Consider the following 17,040-nt stretch of genomic DNA (forward strand, 5'->3'; position numbering starts at 1 on the left):
CGTGAATACCGAGTTACTCAAATCTTTGGAAGCAAAGGTTTAGTTGGGAATTTAACGTGTCGCCGAAGTTCCGACCTTCTGGTGCGATCGCTAACGCGAACAATACCATAGATCGCAGACATCATCCCTGGCAGCAATTTATCCATTATCTCGTATATAGCAATCCTATTTGATTTGTGAAAATTCGCGGTGTCCAGATCCCCGACTTCTTCGAGAAGTCGGGGATCTAATTTCTCACAAATGATTATCTAGCAAAGATTTCAGGTTTATTTATGTTTTTTTTCAAAAATGTTAGTTTTTCAGAATTTTAGGGAACTCTATAAATAAGCATGGGAATTATAAAAACCTAATGGCTGTAAAACGAAGACAATACGGTAGCTTTTGCTACCGTTTACTCATTTTTGGAGATATCATCATCACCAACAGAGACATTTACGAAGAAGATGCAGCGAGTCGGTAGTGTCTTTATGGTGATATAAAGAGTCAGGAAGGGGCAAGGAAAATAACCATGCTCCCAATAGTGCTGAGTTAGGAGTTAAGAGTTAAAAGTAGAGACGCGATTAACCCAAGTCTTTCCAAGAGTTAGGAGTTTTATTTATCTCCTTGTCTCCCTCATCTCCCTTGTCTCCCTTGTCCCCTCATCTCCCTTGTCTCCCTTGTCCCCCTTGTCCCCTCATCCCCCTCATCTCCCCAATCCCCAATCCCCCATTCCCATTTAATGAACAGTCTGCGCTAGGGTAGGAATTGAAACTCAATTTGTGATTTCTTGTGCTTCCCTGTAAACGTCCATCTGTATTTTTAATTTGGGCTGCTCTACTCACTTCGTTAACAGCCTGTGCTAGTAGTCCAGTCGCCAAAAACCTTGAACAATCTTTAGCGGCAGATCCGAAACTGCAAACCGATGGAGTTGTCTTTGAAGAATCTCAAGCTAATCAACCGCAAGCACAGCAAAACCAATCAGCAATTCAATTACCAGCTGATTTTCCTAAAGATATCCCCTTATATTCCAATGCCAAACTACAAGAAGTTACACCTGCTAGCGGCTCAGAAAACAAAATCTCAACTCGTTGGTTAAGTTCTGACCCCAGTAATTTTATTGCTAGCTTTTATCGCAGCCAGTTGCAAACAAATAACTGGCAGATTTTGCAACAGCCAACAGATGATGCAGGAGGCGCTTTTGAGGCACGTCGCAACAATTTGCTGTTGAAGGTTTCCATTCAACCCAAATCAGTTACTAACGCCACACCTAATCAACCCCAAACAGCCACTGAATTACTGATTGATTACGTACCTAATAGTGCTGCAACGGCACAACCTACCCCAAATACAAATCCTAACGAAACTACTAACGCCGTTCCTCAACCAGGAAATCCACAGTTTATTGGGCCAATAACACCCCCAAACTTGGCAGCACAGCCCCAAAACACAGCTAATAACCAAACAACTCCTACAGCCACAGCAGAATCTCAGGTATTCAACGATCTGAATAAAATACCGCAAGAATGGCGGCAACACATCCAAGATTTGGCTGCATTAGGTGTTTTGTCTATAGAACCAAAGGCAACTAAGAGCAATTCTACTACCACAACTAACCAGTTTGAACCTGGTAAAATCGTTACACATCGGGAATATGCCCGTTGGCTAATTGCTGCTAATAATGCTGTGTATGCCAACAATCCAGCTAAACAGATTCGCTTGGCATCAGAAAGTACTCAACCTGCTTTTAGTGATGTGTCGGCAAAAGACCCTGATTTTCCAGCAATTCAGGGATTAGCCGAAGCTGGGTTAATTCCTAGTCCTTTGTCTGGAGATTCTACAGTAGTTTTATTTCGTCCTGATGCACCCCTGACGCGGGAACAGTTACTGCTATGGAAATTACCTCTAGATACTCGCCAAGCTTTGCCCTCTGCTAACTTAGATGCGGTCAAACAAACCTGGGGTTTTCAAGATGCAGCGCGAATTGACCCCAAGGCTTTAAGAGCAGTGTTGGCTGATTACCAGAATAGCGAACAATCGAATATTAGGCGGGTATTTGGTTATACGACTCTGTTTCAACCCAAAAAAGCAGTAACTCGTGCTGAGGCTGCTACAGCTTTGTGGTATTTCGGCAGTCAAGGTGAGGGTGTATCGGCTACTGAGGCTTTGAAATTAAAGCGAAATTAAAGTGAAGTTAAAACGATGTCTACGAAGGTTAGACAATTCTGTTGCGCTTAGTTGATAGCCAAGCTGCATTAAAAGTGAGCAATTCCATCTCTATGATGGAAATTTTACTATTTCTTTGTAAAGCACCTATTTTTTATTAAGAAACCGTAAATCTAAGTATTTACAGCGTTTTTATGCGGGTTTAATGAATTCTTGAGGCATATTTAAGTATAATGACGTAAATTAACTCATTAAATATGCCTGGTTTTGAAATAACTGAAGAAAAGACGAGTTATCATATCGCTCCTCAATTACTTTTAAACAGACTAAAAAATAATACAAGTAAAAAAAATATGAAAAAACAAGCTGTTGCAGTCGGATTTGTTCTATTTTCTTTTATGTTGCCGACCAAAGCCTCGGCTGTGAGTTTTGATCGGCTTTATGTATTTGGCGACAGTCTTTCCGATACAGGCAATATATATAATGCTACTGGGAAAACATACCCTCAAAGCCCACCTTACTTTAAAGGGCGTTTTTCCGATGGGCCGCTCTGGGTTGATTATCTCGGAAATAAACTAGGATTAAAGCCGACTTTATTGACTGATGTGGACTTTACTACTATCCCTCCCACACCAATTCCTACCCAAGGGATAAACTTTGCTTTCGGTGGTGCTAGCTCTGGTTTAGGTAATGCTGTAGTTCCCAATCCCAATTTACCAGGAGTGCTTAAACAAGTTCTTGGTTTTGCTGGAACTCTACAAGCAAATAATCAAACTGCCGATCCAAATGCACTTTATACATTATGGGGAGGTGCAAATGATTTCTTTTTTCTCAACCCTAAAGACTCGACTACGCCAATCAGTAATATATCTCTGGCGTTGAATACTCTAGTAGGAGTCGGCGCGAAAAATATTTTGGTGTTTAACTTGCCAGATTTAGGAAAGCTACCAGCATCGAAAATCAACGATCGCAATCCTGCAACCCTTAGTAAATCAACTAGTGAGTTTAACTTGGGTTTAGCACAAACTGTGAGCGCTTTGAAGAAAAACCCGAATCTCAACATCTTCTCTGTTGATACTTTTTCTTTATTTAATCAGGCAAGCACATTAGGTTTTACTAATGTAACTGAGTCTTGTCTATCTAGGCTAGATATATGTAAGCCAGGTGACAACAAATTTCTCATTTGGGACGGTTTTCACCCAACAACTGCTGCTCATAAAGTAATAGCAGATGTTGCACTGGCAGCGATTGAGTCTAAGTCTGTGCCTGAACCGGCGATAAACTTAGGGATTTTAGCCTTTGGTGCTTTTGGTGCGATAGGAGTGCTGAAGCGTCAACAAAAAAGGTCAGCAGTCCGGGTTGTTGATTTTGCAGTGATGCTTCGATTGCGATGAAATTTGGTCATGTTGGGCATTTCACACCCAAAATACAGATGGATGTGAAATTGCTCATTTAGGAGCGATCGTGTACAGTTTTATAAAAAAAATATGTATTATGAACAGTCAGCAAAACCCTGATTTAGCTGTTCATACCTCGGCAATTCCTATAGAAGGCTTACTAGGAGAAAGTGGTACAACTCTTGAGAAGAATGTAATTGTGACACAACTCTCAGAGGAAGCCCAACTCAAGCTAGAGGTAATCCAAAGTTTACTGGAAAAGAGCGATCGCACAACTTCTGGACAAAAGTTGCGGGAAGCAGCAGAGAAACTAAATGTATCGTTGCGAACGGTACAAAGGCGGTAAAGACTTTCGCTCTAACCACTTGAGTCAGATTGGGGCGCAATTAGGATTTGTCTGCGATTTACGCCATCGCCCTTCTGAAGGTGGAGTAGTGGAACTTGTGTGTACACCCTAGCCTTGCAAAGGGGAGGGAACTAGATTTCTTTTTTCCCCCAATATATCGGGGGGATTAAGGGGGGTAATTTGACTTGTGTGTACACCGTAGCCTTAAAAAGGGGGGAACTTCTAAAGCCCCCTTTTTAAGGGGATTGGGGGATCTCAGTGCGTAAGTCCTGGTATCGACAATCGTAATCTACAGCCCCATTGAGTATAAAATTATCTTGTCATGTAGCTTGTCAGGCAAAATATGCTTTATCAGCGCTCCGATTTTGGCATCTTGTCCAACAAGATAGCGCGTCTTGGGTTGTTTTGCAGTCAGCGCATGGACAACAACTTGAGCCACAATATCCGCAGAAATTCCCTTAGAAGCGAGAATCTGCATTTTCTTGCGGACAATATTCATCGCTTGACCGTAGAGATTTTGTGCCGATTGTGGTAAGTCGTGCTGTGCGATTTCCGATTGACTAAGAGACTTTTCCCAGATTGGGGTAGCAATAGAACCAGGTTCAATAATTGAAACCGAGATTCCCCAAGGTCGTAACTCCATCCGCATCACATCAGTGAGTGCTTCCAAGGCAAATTTTGACGCATTGTAAGCTCCTAAGAACGGCGCAGGACTCCTACCAGCAATGGAACCCATATTGACAATTCGACCCCGACTTTGGCGTAAAAGACCAAGAAATGCTTGTGTCACTGCTAATTGTCCGGTGACATTAACCTGCATCTGGTGTTGAAATTCGGCGATCGCTAATAATTCTAACGGCCCAGGTACAGCAATTCCGGCATTATTCACCAAACCCAAAATCCCCCCACCACCAACTGCATTTGTTACCTTATCAACCGCCGCTGCGATCGATTCAGCATCAGTAACATCTAAAAAAATCGGAATCAGCCTTTGCGATCCTTTCTGTCTAAGTGTTTGAGCATCAACATCTTGACGCACGCCAGCAAAAACAGAGAAGCCCAATTGGTCTAAAAGCAAAGCAGACGCTTGACCAATTCCTGTTGAGGCTCCTGTAACCACTACAGTACGTTGATTTTCTACAACCATTAATTTTATTTGATGATGGGGCTGCCGTAATTACGCATTACGAATTACGAATTAGTATCAATCTTTGCAAGTACCAAAACGAAGACAATCCTCAGTTTGGTCATCTCTAGCCGATATTTGCCACGGTAAGATGCGTGAGGGAGCATTTGTACTGTAACCAATTAGAGCAGCTATTGCGGGAAGTTGGTTTTTAACAATTGTCACGTCACTACTAGAAGTATTGCCTAGATCAACACTGTATAAATAAACAGGCAATGCCATTAAAGCAATGCAAATTATCCGGTTCATACCCAACCTCAGCTAACAATTTCCGATTACGATATGTATAGATGCCACCTTGATGAACCGGATTTTTAAAACTGAGTATTAAATGTTGATGTTGTGTGAATTTATGCAGCGCTACTAGCCACAAAGACGTGATTTTTAAATTATCGGTTCCACCTTTTTTTTAGGTTAGGCATTGCCTACAAGATGGCTTCCTACTAACTTATGCAGATGCAAACCCAAAAAACAGGACAAAAAACCCACAACACCCAAAAACATATCTTAGTCGCTGCATTCCCCAGATAAAATAATGAAGAGTGCTAAGTCACCAAAATGGTCGATGACCGACAAAAAAAGATACAAACCCATAAATAAATTTAGGGGATTGTTAATTTTGAATTTTGAATTTTGAATTCGGAGCGAAGCGACGTGACGCCTTCACAAGACGTAGATACTGTAAACGTTCCCAACATCGACCCAGAAGAATATGGCAACTCAGACACCGATCCTCTTGATGAGTTGCCAGGTGAAATCGAAATGTCCCTTTTCGACCACCTAGAAGAGTTGCGACAGCGCATTTTCTATTCGTTGATTGCCGTAGCAGTGGGCATTATCGGCTGTTTCTTTGCCGTTAAGCCGATTGTCCAGTTACTTGAAGTTCCAGCACAAGGAGTAAAATTTCTCCAACTTGCACCTGGAGAATATTTCTTTGTCTCCCTGAAAGTTGCCGCCTACACAGGCTTCGTACTTACCAGTCCTTTCATTCTCTACCAGATTATCCAGTTTGTGCTTCCAGGATTGACTCGCCGCGAACGCCGTTTACTGGGGCCTGTGGTTTTGGGTTCGAGTGTGCTATTTGGGGCGGGTTTAGTATTTGCCTATTTACTCCTTATCCCCGCAGCGTTGAAATTTTTCATCAGCTACGGAGCAGATGTAGTCGAACAGCTTTGGTCAATTGATAAATATTTTGAATTTGTGCTGCTATTGTTATTCAGCACTGGTTTAGCATTTCAAATTCCCATCATCCAACTGTTGCTCGGTAATTTGAACATTGTCTCGTCAGAACGGATGGTTTCTGGTTGGCGTTACGTAATTATGGGATCGGTGGTTTTAGGAGCCGTCCTGACACCTTCTACTGACCCCCTGACTCAAAGTCTCTTGGCGGGAGCAGTTTTAGCACTTTATTTCGGTGGTGTGGGACTAGTTAAGCTCACAGGTAAATAATATTGAGAATAATCCAAGTTGCTAGTACCGCAAGGCGTAATTCGTAATTCGTAATTACCATTAAATAAGGGTTTTAGAGATTTCAAATGGATGGCTTATTTACGCCGTGCTGTACTAGTTCTCTTGCGAGCGATCGCATTGCTCCGATTAAGCAATAAAATGCCCTCCAAGAAGAAAATTAGGAGGGTCAGGAACTGAAAGAAAATTTCTACCCAAATGTCGATCCATGAACGAAAGAAGCTGCCCTAACTGTTTTTGCATTTGCTTTTTGGCCACGATGCAAGGCAAGATACATGGCTTCTGTCAGGCAGGCCGCTTAAGTAGGTTGATCTGGCTGCATCTGTAACTTTGTTAGAGCCAGAACTGCTAATGTATTATTGAACTATGGAATAAATGTAGAAGATTCATTGATTCATTAAAGTGGAAAAAAGATGGTGGCAATAGTTGATATTGGAACCCTAATTGTGAGGACACCTCAAATTATTGGAGGTCGCCCTTGCATTGCTGGTACGCGCATGACGGTTCAAAATATTGTAATGGATTCTCTAGCCGGCTTATCTCCTCAAGATATTGTGACAGAATATCCGCACTTATCCCTAGCACAAGTTTATGCAGCGCTTGCCTATTACTATGCTAATCAGGAGGCAATGGATAGAGAGATTGCTTTATATCAAGCAGAATGTAATGCCCTGGAAACGAAGTGGATGTCAGGTAATTTTGCATGATTCAAATTCGCTTCTATTTAGATGAAGATGCTGGCAAAAAATCTTTAATTAATGGTTTACGCAATGCTGGGATTGATGTAATGACAACGGCTGAGGCAGATAGATTAGCATCATCTGATGATAGCCAATTAATCTGGGCAACGGAACAGAGGCGCGTTATTTATAGTTTCAATGTTGGTGATTTTTGTCGATTGCATAAAGCTTATCTCGAACAGCAACAAAAGCATTCAGGCATTGTACTTGCTGCCAAGCAAAGTTATTCAATTGGAGAACAGTTGCGAGGTTTATTGAAGTTAGTCGAAAGTGCAGAAGCCGAGGATATGGCAAATCAATTAGTGTTTCTAAGAAAATATATTGAAAATTTGTAAATCTATTCTATGGTTTGGCGGTGTGCGGCGTTGATTATGCTGATTCTAGATGAGTGACCGGAATTTGTTCGGTTCTTTCAGGGGGTTTGGCTCCAGTTGCAACAGCATGAACCGCATGAAGAATATCGGCAGAATAGTACCGATTGCCACGGGTATCACATACACCAATTGTCACATCTTCGAGGATGACAAATCCATCTCTATGTTTAAATGCCTCGCGCTTGACAATTCGAGGTTGAACAGTTCCTTCGCAATACTCGCATCTATATCCATACATAGGGCTAGCCTTAAGCTTCAGTGACTTCACAAACAGTCACAATCAGATAAATTTTTATATTAATTTCTGCAATAGATTATAAATATCCCCTTTATCACCTTCTTTTCGTAAGCCTACACCAACAACCAATACTACCACTTTATCAATTTCTACTTTGTAAAGTATACGATAGCGCTGACCAACAGCCCTAACACTACGATAATTGATAAGCTTTCCAGTTAAAGGTTTTCCCTGTTTTTCTGGATCTGTTTTTAACTTATCAATACGTGAACTTAAAACTTTCTGGTGACGTTTATCTTTAATATTTTCTAACATCTCTAATGCTAGAGGTGTTAACTGAATTTCAAATTCAATATTATCAGACTGTGGTATATCAGAGTCCGAGTTTGAGTTTGGCATCATTCCAACTAATAGTTTCTCCTCTCTCCCCTTGAGCTATACTTTCTTGTAATTCTTGGGTAAATTCTTTATCAGATAAAATTTCCAGAGTTTCTAGTAAAGATTCATATTTCTCAAAACTAATTGCAGCTATTACTGGTTTACCATGTTTGGTAATAATTATTGGATCTTCTTTTAAATCGTCTGGTAAATCTAGAAGTTGCTCTTGTGCTTCTGCAATTGTTAGGTATTTTAGCATATTCTAGTTGATAAATAATAATTAACTATCATTATATCACTTGCTTGAAAAACCAACCTAAACCTAGTCCGATTTTCTATAAAAATGTTCTTACACTCTTTCAAAATTACTTAGATGATAATAATTTACCTTAAATATATCAGTCTTATCTGAGTTTTTCTGAAATGAAAGAAGTACCAAAACAGATGATGTGTACGATGATGCTCCCCCTACGCACCGTAAATTTTTGCTATGGTTTGGCGATCGCTTTCTGCAATAATCCCTCTGGATAGTGATGTCTAGAACGGGCTACGCCTACGCATAGTTAATTCAAAGGGACATACTAGCGTTGCTAAACCTCGTCTAAATCGTGATTTAGTTACTCATCGTTTCAGACTGAAATGATTTCAAAGGTGTCTTGATGATCAATTCGATAAAACAAGAAATCAGAATCGAGGGTGAGAATTTGACGATACCCTGTCTTTTCAGCCGTCAAAACCAATGTAGCATCTGCTAAATCCATTGGGCGATCGCGGTATTGTTCCATCAGCGCCAACAAACGGTTGTAATCACTCTCCTGAATCTCGTAAACGGTCAGCAGTTTATCTAAAAGAAGCTGCCCCAACTGTTTTTGCATTTGCCAGCCGCCACGATGCAGGGCAAGATACATGGCTTCTGTCAGACATGACCAGGTTGTGACAAGAGGCTTTGCCAAACCCATAACCGCAGTTCGGTAAGCCTTGTGCTGGGGTTGGGTCTGATCAACTAAACACAATAAGACTCCTGCATCGCACAGGATCATAGCTCTAACCCTTGTTGCCGATACTTGTTGAGTAGGATCTGCTCATAGTTACTGACTGGTTCAGCTGGAGATACGTCTAGGGAATCCACAGCTTCAAACCATTGTGACCATTTTTCCACAAGCGTTTCATCAGCCTGACAGTCAGCAATTTTAACTTGATGTTTGTGGATCACAAAATCAATGAAATCGGTCACTTCTTGTAGGAGTGGTTCGGAAAGTTGCTGCAATTTTGCGATCGCAGTTTCACGAATAGTCATGATAATTGCCTTCTTCAGTCTTCTTTATTTTTACTCAAAAATTAGCCAGGATAGCTGTATATTATTAAATAATGGAACACACCTCGAAGATTTACCAATGCAGTTAGTTAGTCGGGAGCATATAGCGATCGCTTCTGATGTGCGGAGTGGCAAGCCCTGTATTGTCGGTACTCGCATTGCTGTAGAAGATGTGGCAGTGATGAATTTAAAGCTAGGATATTCTTTGCTAGAGATTTCTGGTAAGTATGACCTTTCACTAGCATCTGTTTACGCGGCAATGGCTTATTATTTTGATCACCGAGACGAGATTGATCATCGCATAGCAGAAGAAGATGAGTTAGTTGAGGTACTGAAGCAAAATCATCCCTCACGTCTTCAAGAAAAACTGAGACAGTTGAGGAATGAGTGAACGCATTCGCTTTCATCTGGATGAAAATGTCGATCCTGCGTAGACGCAAAGCGGCTTGTCGTAGACATCGCCCTTGGCTTGCGTCGTTATGGAATTGATGTTACAACAACCAATGATGTGGAATTACGTACTCAAAGTGATGAAGTTCAGTTAGTGTTTATTCAGGAAACACAGCGAGTACTGTTCACTCAGGATACAGATTTTTTGATTATTGCCAGTTCTAGGCTTGATCATCCTGGGATTACGTACTGTAAAAAAGGGACTCGTTCAATTGGTGAAATCATTGAAACGTTGGTTTTAATTTATGAGGTGATGACACCTGAAGAGATGGTAGGACGTGTCGAGTTTGTATGAAATGAAAGCAGTAGTGAGAGGCGATCGCACTGTAAATCTATGCTGCTAATTGGCGATCGCTTTCTGCAATAATCCCTGCTTGCTGGATAGTGATGTCTACGACGGGTTACGCCTGCGCCCTTGGTTTGCGCTGTTATGGAACTAATGGGCGATCGGTTCATACTTTTAGTTAATTTACAGTAACTTTAAGAAAAATTACGTAATTTTTCGGTTTTTGTTGACTGATTTATCTTTCAAATTAGATATATAGAGGAGAAAAATATGTTAAGAAAATTTAGTTTAAGTTTTCTATTAGTGTTAGCTACTGTATTACCAGTCCATGCAGAGACTACACAATGGGTTAATATAGGCAGTTCAGAAAATGGTAGTCAACTGGATATTGATGTTAACTCTGTCCAAACTTCAGGGTCTTTGGTTGGGTATCTTTCTAGAATGAGATACTCACAGCCAGACAAGAAAGGTACTGTAATAACAGTAAGTCGAGGAATTATGGATTGTAATTCAGGAACATTCCAGATTCAAGAATTTATCGCTATTAATCGGCAAAGAAAGATTATTTCTCATGAGCAATATAACAATGTTCCTATAGAGCAAGTAAGAGTGGGAACATTAGGAAATACAACATATAGTTTTTTATGTCAAGCTCAGGAAAGTATTGCTGAATACCCAAGAGGTGATAGTTATGTAGATATTGCTAATTCAGTTAATGAGGCAATGAAAACAATTAGCAATGCAACATATCTAAGTAGGTAGGCACAATTAAACCAAACTAGGTAAACTTATGTAAAGCACCAGGAAGGCTTTGAATATAGGCTTTTAAGGGATTTACATTTCTTAATATAGTTGGATTTTTTAGCGCCCACCTACTTACCTTAAAGTTTTATTTAAGTGAAAAATAAAAAGCCCGCATGAGCGGGCTTTCTAAATCAATTAAGTTATTGCTTTACTTACCGTTTCGCCAACTTCTTCGACATCTTCCTCAGACGAATCGATTGGGGTGTAACTTCCACCAATTCATCGGCAGCGATGTATTCCAAAGCACGCTCTAGGCTCATATCTATCGGTGCTTGTAGTTGCACCAATTCATCGCCACCAGCAGCGCGGTGATTGGTTAACTGCTTGGTTTTACAGATATTCAATTCCAAATCTTGGGAACGAGTGTGTTCTCCCACGATCATACCTCTGTAAACCTTTGTGCCGGGAGTAATAAAAAATGCTCCTCTATCTTCGGCATTTCTCATGGCGTAGAAGGTAGAAACGCCTTCTTCAAAGGAGATTAAAACGCCTTTGTTACGGGCTTCAATGTCGCCACTGAGTGGACGGTAGTCCAAGAAGCTGTGGTTCATGATGCCTTCACCGCGAGTCATCCGCATGAATTCACCCCGGAAACCAATCAAACCACGGGCGGGAATGACAAACTCTAATTGGGTGCGATCGCCACTACCTGGTTGCATATCTTGCATTTCGCCTTTGCGTTGTCCCAGGCGTTCGATACAGCTACCCACACCATCAGCAGGAATGTCTAACACCAAAAGTTCAAAGGGTTCGCAAGGTTGACCGTTGATTTCGCGGTAAATTACCTGTGGCTGAGATACCTGAAACTCGAAGCCTTCCCGACGCATGGTTTCGATTAAGATACCCAAGTGGAGTTCACCACGACCGGAAACGAGGAATTTATCGGGAGAATCGGTTTCTTCGACCCGCAAAGCCACGTTGGTTTCAAGTTCGCGGAATAGGCGATCGCGTATTTGTCTTGATGTCACCAACTTGCCTTCTTGACCAGCAAAGGGCGAATCATTCACCCAGAAGGCCATTTGCAAGGTTGGTTCATCCACTTTAATTAGTGGTAAAGCTTGCGGATCATTGGGGTCAGTAATTGTTTCCCCAATATAAGCATCAGCGAAACCAGCCACCGCGACAATATAACCTGCGGTTGCTTCTTCCATCTCTACGCGCTTCAGTCCATCAAAGCCCATCAATTTGGTAATTTTACCCTTGACAATAGTACCATCTTCTGTAACTAAAGCCGCTTGTTGTCCTGAGCGGATCGTACCGTTGTGAATTCTGCCAATGACAATCCGTCCCAGATATTCAGAATAATCTAGGGTTGTAACTTGCAATTGCAGAGGCTTATTGCTGTCGCCCACTGGTGGTGGAACGTGTTGCAGAATCGCGTTAAAAAGAGGTTGCATATCTACCGATTCTGCTTCCAAGCTTTCTTTGGCGAAACCTGCCATACCGGAGGCAAACAGATAGGTAAAATCACATTGGTCTTCATCTGCCCCTAATTCCAAGAACAGATCCAAAACTTTATCTACAGCAACGTGGGGGTCAGTTTGTCCACGATCAATTTTGTTGATGATAACGATGGGGCGCAGCCCTTTTTCTAAAGCTTTCTTGAGTACAAAGCGCGTTTGGGGCATGGGGCCTTCATTGGCATCGACAATCAGAAGACATCCGTCAACCATGCCGAGTACCCGTTCAACTTCGCCACCAAAGTCAGCGTGTCCAGGAGTATCAACAATATTAATTAACGTATCTTTGTAGCGAACTGCCGTATTTTTAGACAGGATAGTAATACCCCGTTCCCGTTCTAGGGCGTTGGAGTCCATAACGCAATCCGGAACGTCTTCGCCTTCGCGGAAAATGCCGGATTGTTTGAGGAGTGCGTCAACCAGGGTGGTTTTGCCGTGGTCAACGTGGGCGATAATGGCGACGTTGCGAATTGGGAGCGTCATAGAAGCTTTTGGTGAACTCTAGAGGGGGTTTTGAGATTTACATTTGAATACTAGGCTTTTTTAACAGAATTGGGTATGATTATCAGAACTCTGTAAAGAACCTTTAATAATTCTAGCGTAATCGTCACAATTGCGGTGAGGTTTGTCAAGGCTGCGTTGCGATCGCCTGAGTACACTTCACCGTAAAAAGGGTTCGGAAATCTTGAGACTTGATGCCAAAGATTGCACGCCTCTAACCAGTTGCTTAGAGCAACTTGTCTAGTTAATTGAGATGGTAGCTGGATTTACGCCGTACTGTAGTAGATTGATTTTCAATAGTAAAAATGTACTAAATTAAGATATTTAAACTACAATAGTAATTGTAAGTGACCATTAAAAACAGCTATAATAGTTAACCAGTCTTAATTTGCGAGTCTGATTATGATTGATTGTCTAAATGTGGCTCGCTACTTCATCGTCAGAGCTTACGAAGACAGTATAGAAGCAGAAATGACCAATATGAAGGTTCAAAAGCTTCTGTATTACGCGCAAAGTTTACATTTGGCGATGTATGATCAGCCATTGTTTGAAGAAGAAATACAAGCATGGCGCTATGGCCCTGTTTGTCCTCCGGCTTACAGGTTTTACAGTGAATTTGAAGCTAAACAATTACCTATTCCTAGTCAAGAATTCCTGTTAGAGATGCCTGAGGATAAGAGACGGCTTCTAGAAGAAGTATGGGAATATTTTGGTGGCTACCATGCTTATCAACTTAGTGGTATGACACACTTGGAGTTTCCTTGGAAAAAGGCGCGTAAAGGTTTGCTACCTGAAGCTAGCTCAACTAACCCAATTCTTCTTGAAGACTTGAAAGCATTGGGACATGTGAAACTAGACCAAATAGAGCGCGACCATCCTGCCTATCAATTCGTAATGCAGGAAATTTTAGAGGACGCTTGTACTTCGGAATCATCAACTCGTATTCGTAAAGGAGAAGTGCATGACTGGCTCAACTCCCTTCTCGATTGAAAAATCCGATAATTTCAACCGTTCTTTCAAAAAACTCGCAAAAGCTTACAAATCAGATTTTGTTAAGCGGGTAACAGAAGTTTTGGAAGATTTAATTGAAGACCAATATCCGATCAATTCTCGTAACGAACCTTTACCTAGAAAGATTGAATTACCTCAAGGATGGTCATTTTACAAGCTAGAGTTTAAGGTATCCAAAGGTGCTTCGGGACAAATTAGATTAATGTATTTAGTCAATACAACTGATTGTGTAATCAAGCTTGTGTGGATTTATAGCCACAAGCAATTTGAAAAGCGGCCTACTGAAGTGGATTTAAAAGGCGTTGTTAAAGAAATTATTAATATTTGAGTTGGTAGATTTATCAAAAATTTATCCGCCTGGAGATGGAAATACAGATTTAAATATTATCTATCTAAAAGTATAAAAACAGAAATTGTAATAAAAAATTTTGTTTCTCTACCCAGAGTTGTGAGAGCGATCGCTCAAAAGAAAGATGGAATCTCCCTAACCCCTGTGTCAAGGTTATATCAAGTAAGAATTACGAACACTTTGCCGAGGAGAACACGGATGGTAGCTACATTAGATGATACGAAGCGCAATGCTATTGCTGTAAAATTGGCAAGCATTAAAGCACTCCAACAATTGGTCATCGAAAATGAACAAGCGCTTTTGACACAAGGACTTGATGCCGAAATTGGCGATCGCATCCGAAATTTCATCAATGACGATCAAAAAAACCTTGGTATTTTAGAAACCGTAATTGGTCAATATGGGATTCAGGCTGAACCCAAGAAAAATGTTACACAATTCATTGAAAAAGCTCGTGAATTGTTCAAAGGTTCTGAATTGAGCCTTTATGAAAAATTCTCTCAGCAGGAATTGTTGAAACATCAACTAGTAATGAGTGGTGTGGTAGTTCACAAAGCTGCTCAAAAAGTTGGTGCTGATGTATTGCTAGCGATCGCACCTTTGAATACCATTAACTTTGAAAACCGCGCTCACCAAGAGCAACTCAAAGGCATTCTGGAAATTCTGGGTGTCCGCGAACTCACTGGACAAGACGCAGATCAAGGAATTTGGGCGCGGGTTCAAGATGCTTTGGCCGCAGTCAGTGGTGTAGTAGGTAGTGCTGTAACCCAAGCCAGCGACAAAAAGGATCTAAATATCCAAGATGTCATCCGCCTCGATCACAACAAGGTAAATACCCTGTTCACCGAACTGCTACAAAGCAACGATCCACAAAAGATCCAAGAGTACTTCGGTCAAATTTACAAGGATCTAAATGCCCATGCTGAAGCTGAAGAAGAAGTAGTCTATCCAAGAGTACGTCCTTTCTACGGTCAAGATAACACTCAAGAATTGTTTGATGAACAAGCTCATGCGAAACAGGCGTTAGAGGAAATTAAGGCAATTAGCCCATCTTCACCGCAATTCAAAGAGAAAGTTAAACAGTTGATGGATGCCCTTGGCGATCATATTCGTCAAGAAGAAAGCACAATGTTTGCAGCCATTCGTAATAACTTGAGTACTGAGCAAAGCGAACAACTTGCTACTGAATTCAAAGCCGCTAAGACCAAAATTCAACAAAAGCTCGGTGTTGTTACTGAATCGAATGTATAGGATGCTTTCGGGCTTTCTACGTCCGCTAAAAAAGCTTAGTTAAACAAAAACTCCCAGCAGATAAACGCTGGGAGTTTTTGTTTACAGATTTTGCTGACAGTATTTATAAGCTGTGTATGCCATAGTTACAACCCCGGTGATAATTGCAGATTCATCTACTTCAAATTGGGGATGGTGTAAAGGGTGGTTAATGATTCTTTCTTTGTAGCCCACACCCAAGCGAAACATAGAACCAGGGACGTGTTCTAAATACATCGAAAAATCTTCAGCACCAAGGGAAGGTTCGGGTAAAACTTGAACGCGATCGCTACTCCAAGCTTCTTCTGCGGCTGATTGTAACAATTGCGTCAGGGCGTAATCATTTTGGACGCTGGGTACACCTTGGCGATAATTAACTTGATACTTTGCTCCGTAGGTATGGCAAACATTAGATACAATATTTTCAATCCAGTTTGGCAGATGGGCGCGGGTTTCGGGATGGAGCGATCGCACGGTTCCCAATAACTGCACTTTATCCGCAATTATATTCGGCGCTCTGCCACCATTAATCTTTCCGATACTTAATACTACAGGGCGCAAAGGATTTTGTGTGCGACTGATAGCTTGTTGCAGCGCAGTAATCACTTGGCAAGCAATCCAAATCGCATCAATCGCCTCATGGGGACGCGCCCCATGTCCCGATTCTCCCATAATCAGAATCTCTAAATCATCAGCTGCGGCTGTTAAAGCCCCGTAACGCACCCCAATAGAACCTGCGGGTATAGAAGGGAAAACATGAACCCCTAACAAAGCTGAGACGTTTTCCATCGCCCCATCTTTCAACATCCAGCTTGCTCCTTGAGCAATTTCCTCAGCCGGTTGAAATAAAAACCGTACTTTTCCCCCCAACTCCTCAGCCAATTGAGACAGCACCATTGCCGTTCCTAAACCCACAGTGGTATGGACATCGTGACCGCAAGCGTGCATAATTCCATCTGCACGAGAGGCATATTCTAAATTAGTACCCTCTTGAATTGGCAAAGCATCCATATCAGTACGAATTGCTAATAAACGGTCATTTTGGCTAGTGCCTTGGAGTTCTCCAATCACGCCCGTTTTCCCAACTCCCTCTTGTACGTGCAGCCCACTAGAAGACAAAACACCAGCTACGAAAGCTGCTGTTTGGTACTCCTGACCACTGAGTTCTGGGTGAGAGTGGATATGGCGGCGAATTTCAATTAAGCGGGGCGCTAGTTTTGCTGCTAAGTCTTTAATATGGGTAAGCATCGATTCAATTCGTCTATAGGCTTTTTCCCCATGATAAAGAACTGTTAACAAACAAAATGCTTTTGCTATACGTTGAGAA

The 17,040-nt window shown here is 41.5% G+C and carries 22 protein-coding genes; 13 read left to right on the forward strand and 9 right to left on the reverse strand.

The window, feature by feature from the left end:
* The first annotated feature begins 768 nt into the window (after window positions 1-768).
* The 4 genes from HWQ37_RS14975 to HWQ37_RS14990 all read left to right on the forward strand — a co-directional run bounded on the left by HWQ37_RS14975 (window position 769) and on the right by HWQ37_RS14990 (window position 3,997).
* A complete protein-coding gene (locus tag HWQ37_RS14975; protein ID WP_292748389.1) occupies window positions 769-2,163 on the forward strand; it encodes an S-layer homology domain-containing protein in 1,395 nt (464 codons plus the stop codon).
* Between the two features lie 332 nt (window positions 2,164-2,495).
* On the forward strand, window positions 2,496-3,536 hold the full coding sequence (locus HWQ37_RS14980) for an SGNH/GDSL hydrolase family protein (RefSeq protein ID WP_292748390.1): 1,041 nt from the start codon (window positions 2,496-2,498) through the stop codon (window positions 3,534-3,536).
* 100 nt (window positions 3,537-3,636) lie between these two features.
* Window positions 3,637-3,885 carry a hypothetical protein gene (locus HWQ37_RS14985; protein WP_292748391.1) on the forward strand — a complete coding sequence of 83 codons (249 nt, stop codon included), beginning with the start codon at window positions 3,637-3,639 and terminating at the stop codon, window positions 3,883-3,885.
* Window positions 3,854-3,997, forward strand: a complete 144-nt coding sequence (locus HWQ37_RS14990; protein WP_292748392.1) for a hypothetical protein — start codon at window positions 3,854-3,856, stop codon at window positions 3,995-3,997. The genes HWQ37_RS14985 and HWQ37_RS14990 overlap by 32 nt, the downstream gene beginning before the upstream one ends.
* Before the next feature lie 177 nt (window positions 3,998-4,174).
* Here HWQ37_RS14990 and HWQ37_RS14995 read toward each other — a convergent pair whose 3' ends face one another.
* Both HWQ37_RS14995 and HWQ37_RS15000 read right to left on the reverse strand, forming a co-directional pair.
* The gene (locus HWQ37_RS14995) at window positions 4,175-5,032 is read right to left on the reverse strand and encodes an SDR family oxidoreductase (protein ID WP_292748393.1); all 858 of its coding nucleotides are present in this window, start codon (window positions 5,030-5,032) and stop codon (window positions 4,175-4,177) included.
* Window positions 5,033-5,089: 57 nt separating this feature from the next.
* The gene (locus tag HWQ37_RS15000; RefSeq protein WP_292748395.1) at window positions 5,090-5,320 is read right to left on the reverse strand and encodes a hypothetical protein; all 231 of its coding nucleotides are present in this window, start codon (window positions 5,318-5,320) and stop codon (window positions 5,090-5,092) included.
* 405 nt (window positions 5,321-5,725) lie between these two features.
* Between HWQ37_RS15000 and tatC the strand changes: the two genes are divergently transcribed.
* The 3 genes from tatC to HWQ37_RS15015 all read left to right on the forward strand — a co-directional run bounded on the left by tatC (window position 5,726) and on the right by HWQ37_RS15015 (window position 7,613).
* Window positions 5,726-6,520, forward strand: a complete 795-nt coding sequence (gene tatC / locus HWQ37_RS15005) for a twin-arginine translocase subunit TatC (RefSeq protein ID WP_292748396.1) — start codon at window positions 5,726-5,728, stop codon at window positions 6,518-6,520.
* A gap of 431 nt (window positions 6,521-6,951) precedes the next feature.
* A complete protein-coding gene (locus HWQ37_RS15010; protein ID WP_292748397.1) occupies window positions 6,952-7,245 on the forward strand; it encodes a DUF433 domain-containing protein in 294 nt (97 codons plus the stop codon).
* Entirely contained in the window at window positions 7,242-7,613 is a 372-nt protein-coding gene (locus HWQ37_RS15015; protein WP_292748399.1) for a DUF5615 family PIN-like protein, read from the forward strand. Before HWQ37_RS15010 ends, HWQ37_RS15015 begins: the two co-directional genes overlap by 4 nt.
* Window positions 7,614-7,647: 34 nt before the next feature.
* On the opposite strand, the gene HWQ37_RS15020 is transcribed toward HWQ37_RS15015, so the two are convergent.
* The 5 genes from HWQ37_RS15020 to HWQ37_RS15040 all read right to left on the reverse strand — a co-directional run bounded on the left by HWQ37_RS15020 (window position 7,648) and on the right by HWQ37_RS15040 (window position 9,565).
* The gene (locus HWQ37_RS15020) at window positions 7,648-7,890 is read right to left on the reverse strand and encodes a YgiT-type zinc finger protein (RefSeq protein WP_292748400.1); all 243 of its coding nucleotides are present in this window, start codon (window positions 7,888-7,890) and stop codon (window positions 7,648-7,650) included.
* Window positions 7,891-7,944: 54 nt separating this feature from the next.
* Window positions 7,945-8,292, reverse strand: a complete 348-nt coding sequence (locus HWQ37_RS15025; protein ID WP_292748401.1) for a type II toxin-antitoxin system RelE family toxin — start codon at window positions 8,290-8,292, stop codon at window positions 7,945-7,947.
* On the reverse strand, window positions 8,264-8,527 hold the full coding sequence (locus tag HWQ37_RS15030; RefSeq protein WP_292748402.1) for a type II toxin-antitoxin system Phd/YefM family antitoxin: 264 nt from the start codon (window positions 8,525-8,527) through the stop codon (window positions 8,264-8,266). The genes HWQ37_RS15025 and HWQ37_RS15030 overlap by 29 nt, the downstream gene beginning before the upstream one ends.
* A gap of 370 nt (window positions 8,528-8,897) precedes the next feature.
* Window positions 8,898-9,308 carry a type II toxin-antitoxin system VapC family toxin gene (locus HWQ37_RS15035; protein WP_292748403.1) on the reverse strand — a complete coding sequence of 137 codons (411 nt, stop codon included), beginning with the start codon at window positions 9,306-9,308 and terminating at the stop codon, window positions 8,898-8,900.
* Entirely contained in the window at window positions 9,305-9,565 is a 261-nt protein-coding gene (locus tag HWQ37_RS15040; protein ID WP_292748404.1) for a hypothetical protein, read from the reverse strand. The genes HWQ37_RS15035 and HWQ37_RS15040 overlap by 4 nt, the downstream gene beginning before the upstream one ends.
* A gap of 97 nt (window positions 9,566-9,662) precedes the next feature.
* On the opposite strand from HWQ37_RS15040, the gene HWQ37_RS15045 reads away from it, so the two are divergent.
* The 3 genes from HWQ37_RS15045 (at window position 9,663) to HWQ37_RS15055 (ending at window position 11,081) form a co-directional block, all read left to right on the forward strand.
* Window positions 9,663-9,974 carry a DUF433 domain-containing protein gene (locus HWQ37_RS15045; RefSeq protein ID WP_292748406.1) on the forward strand — a complete coding sequence of 104 codons (312 nt, stop codon included), beginning with the start codon at window positions 9,663-9,665 and terminating at the stop codon, window positions 9,972-9,974.
* Window positions 9,975-10,052: 78 nt separating this feature from the next.
* On the forward strand, window positions 10,053-10,328 hold the full coding sequence (locus HWQ37_RS15050) for a DUF5615 family PIN-like protein (protein ID WP_292748407.1): 276 nt from the start codon (window positions 10,053-10,055) through the stop codon (window positions 10,326-10,328).
* Between the two features lie 261 nt (window positions 10,329-10,589).
* On the forward strand, window positions 10,590-11,081 hold the full coding sequence (locus HWQ37_RS15055) for a hypothetical protein (RefSeq protein ID WP_292748408.1): 492 nt from the start codon (window positions 10,590-10,592) through the stop codon (window positions 11,079-11,081).
* 194 nt (window positions 11,082-11,275) lie between these two features.
* Here the strand turns inward: HWQ37_RS15055 and typA are convergent, their stop codons facing one another.
* Window positions 11,276-13,066 (reverse strand): translational GTPase TypA, encoded by a 1,791-nt coding sequence (gene typA / locus HWQ37_RS15060; RefSeq protein ID WP_292748409.1) that lies wholly within the window; start codon window positions 13,064-13,066, stop codon window positions 11,276-11,278.
* A 420-nt stretch (window positions 13,067-13,486) separates the two neighbouring features.
* Here typA and HWQ37_RS15065 point away from each other — a divergent pair, with 420 nt between their 5' ends.
* From HWQ37_RS15065 to HWQ37_RS15075, 3 genes are all read left to right on the forward strand, one after another.
* A complete protein-coding gene (locus tag HWQ37_RS15065; RefSeq protein WP_292748410.1) occupies window positions 13,487-14,074 on the forward strand; it encodes a Panacea domain-containing protein in 588 nt (195 codons plus the stop codon).
* Window positions 14,046-14,423 carry a hypothetical protein gene (locus HWQ37_RS15070; protein ID WP_292748411.1) on the forward strand — a complete coding sequence of 126 codons (378 nt, stop codon included), beginning with the start codon at window positions 14,046-14,048 and terminating at the stop codon, window positions 14,421-14,423. The genes HWQ37_RS15065 and HWQ37_RS15070 overlap by 29 nt, the downstream gene beginning before the upstream one ends.
* 219 nt (window positions 14,424-14,642) lie before the next feature.
* Complete coding sequence (locus HWQ37_RS15075) at window positions 14,643-15,695, forward strand: hemerythrin domain-containing protein (protein WP_292748412.1); 1,053 nt, start codon at window positions 14,643-14,645, stop codon at window positions 15,693-15,695.
* An 81-nt stretch (window positions 15,696-15,776) separates the two neighbouring features.
* On the opposite strand, the gene HWQ37_RS15080 is transcribed toward HWQ37_RS15075, so the two are convergent.
* Complete coding sequence (locus HWQ37_RS15080; protein ID WP_292748413.1) at window positions 15,777-16,961, reverse strand: M20 family metallopeptidase; 1,185 nt, start codon at window positions 16,959-16,961, stop codon at window positions 15,777-15,779.
* Window positions 16,962-17,040: the final 79 nt, after the last annotated feature.

The sequence above is a fragment of the Nostoc sp. NMS4 genome (genome assembly GCF_017115095.1).
Taxonomy (GTDB): Bacteria; Cyanobacteriota; Cyanobacteriia; order Cyanobacteriales; family Nostocaceae; genus Nostoc.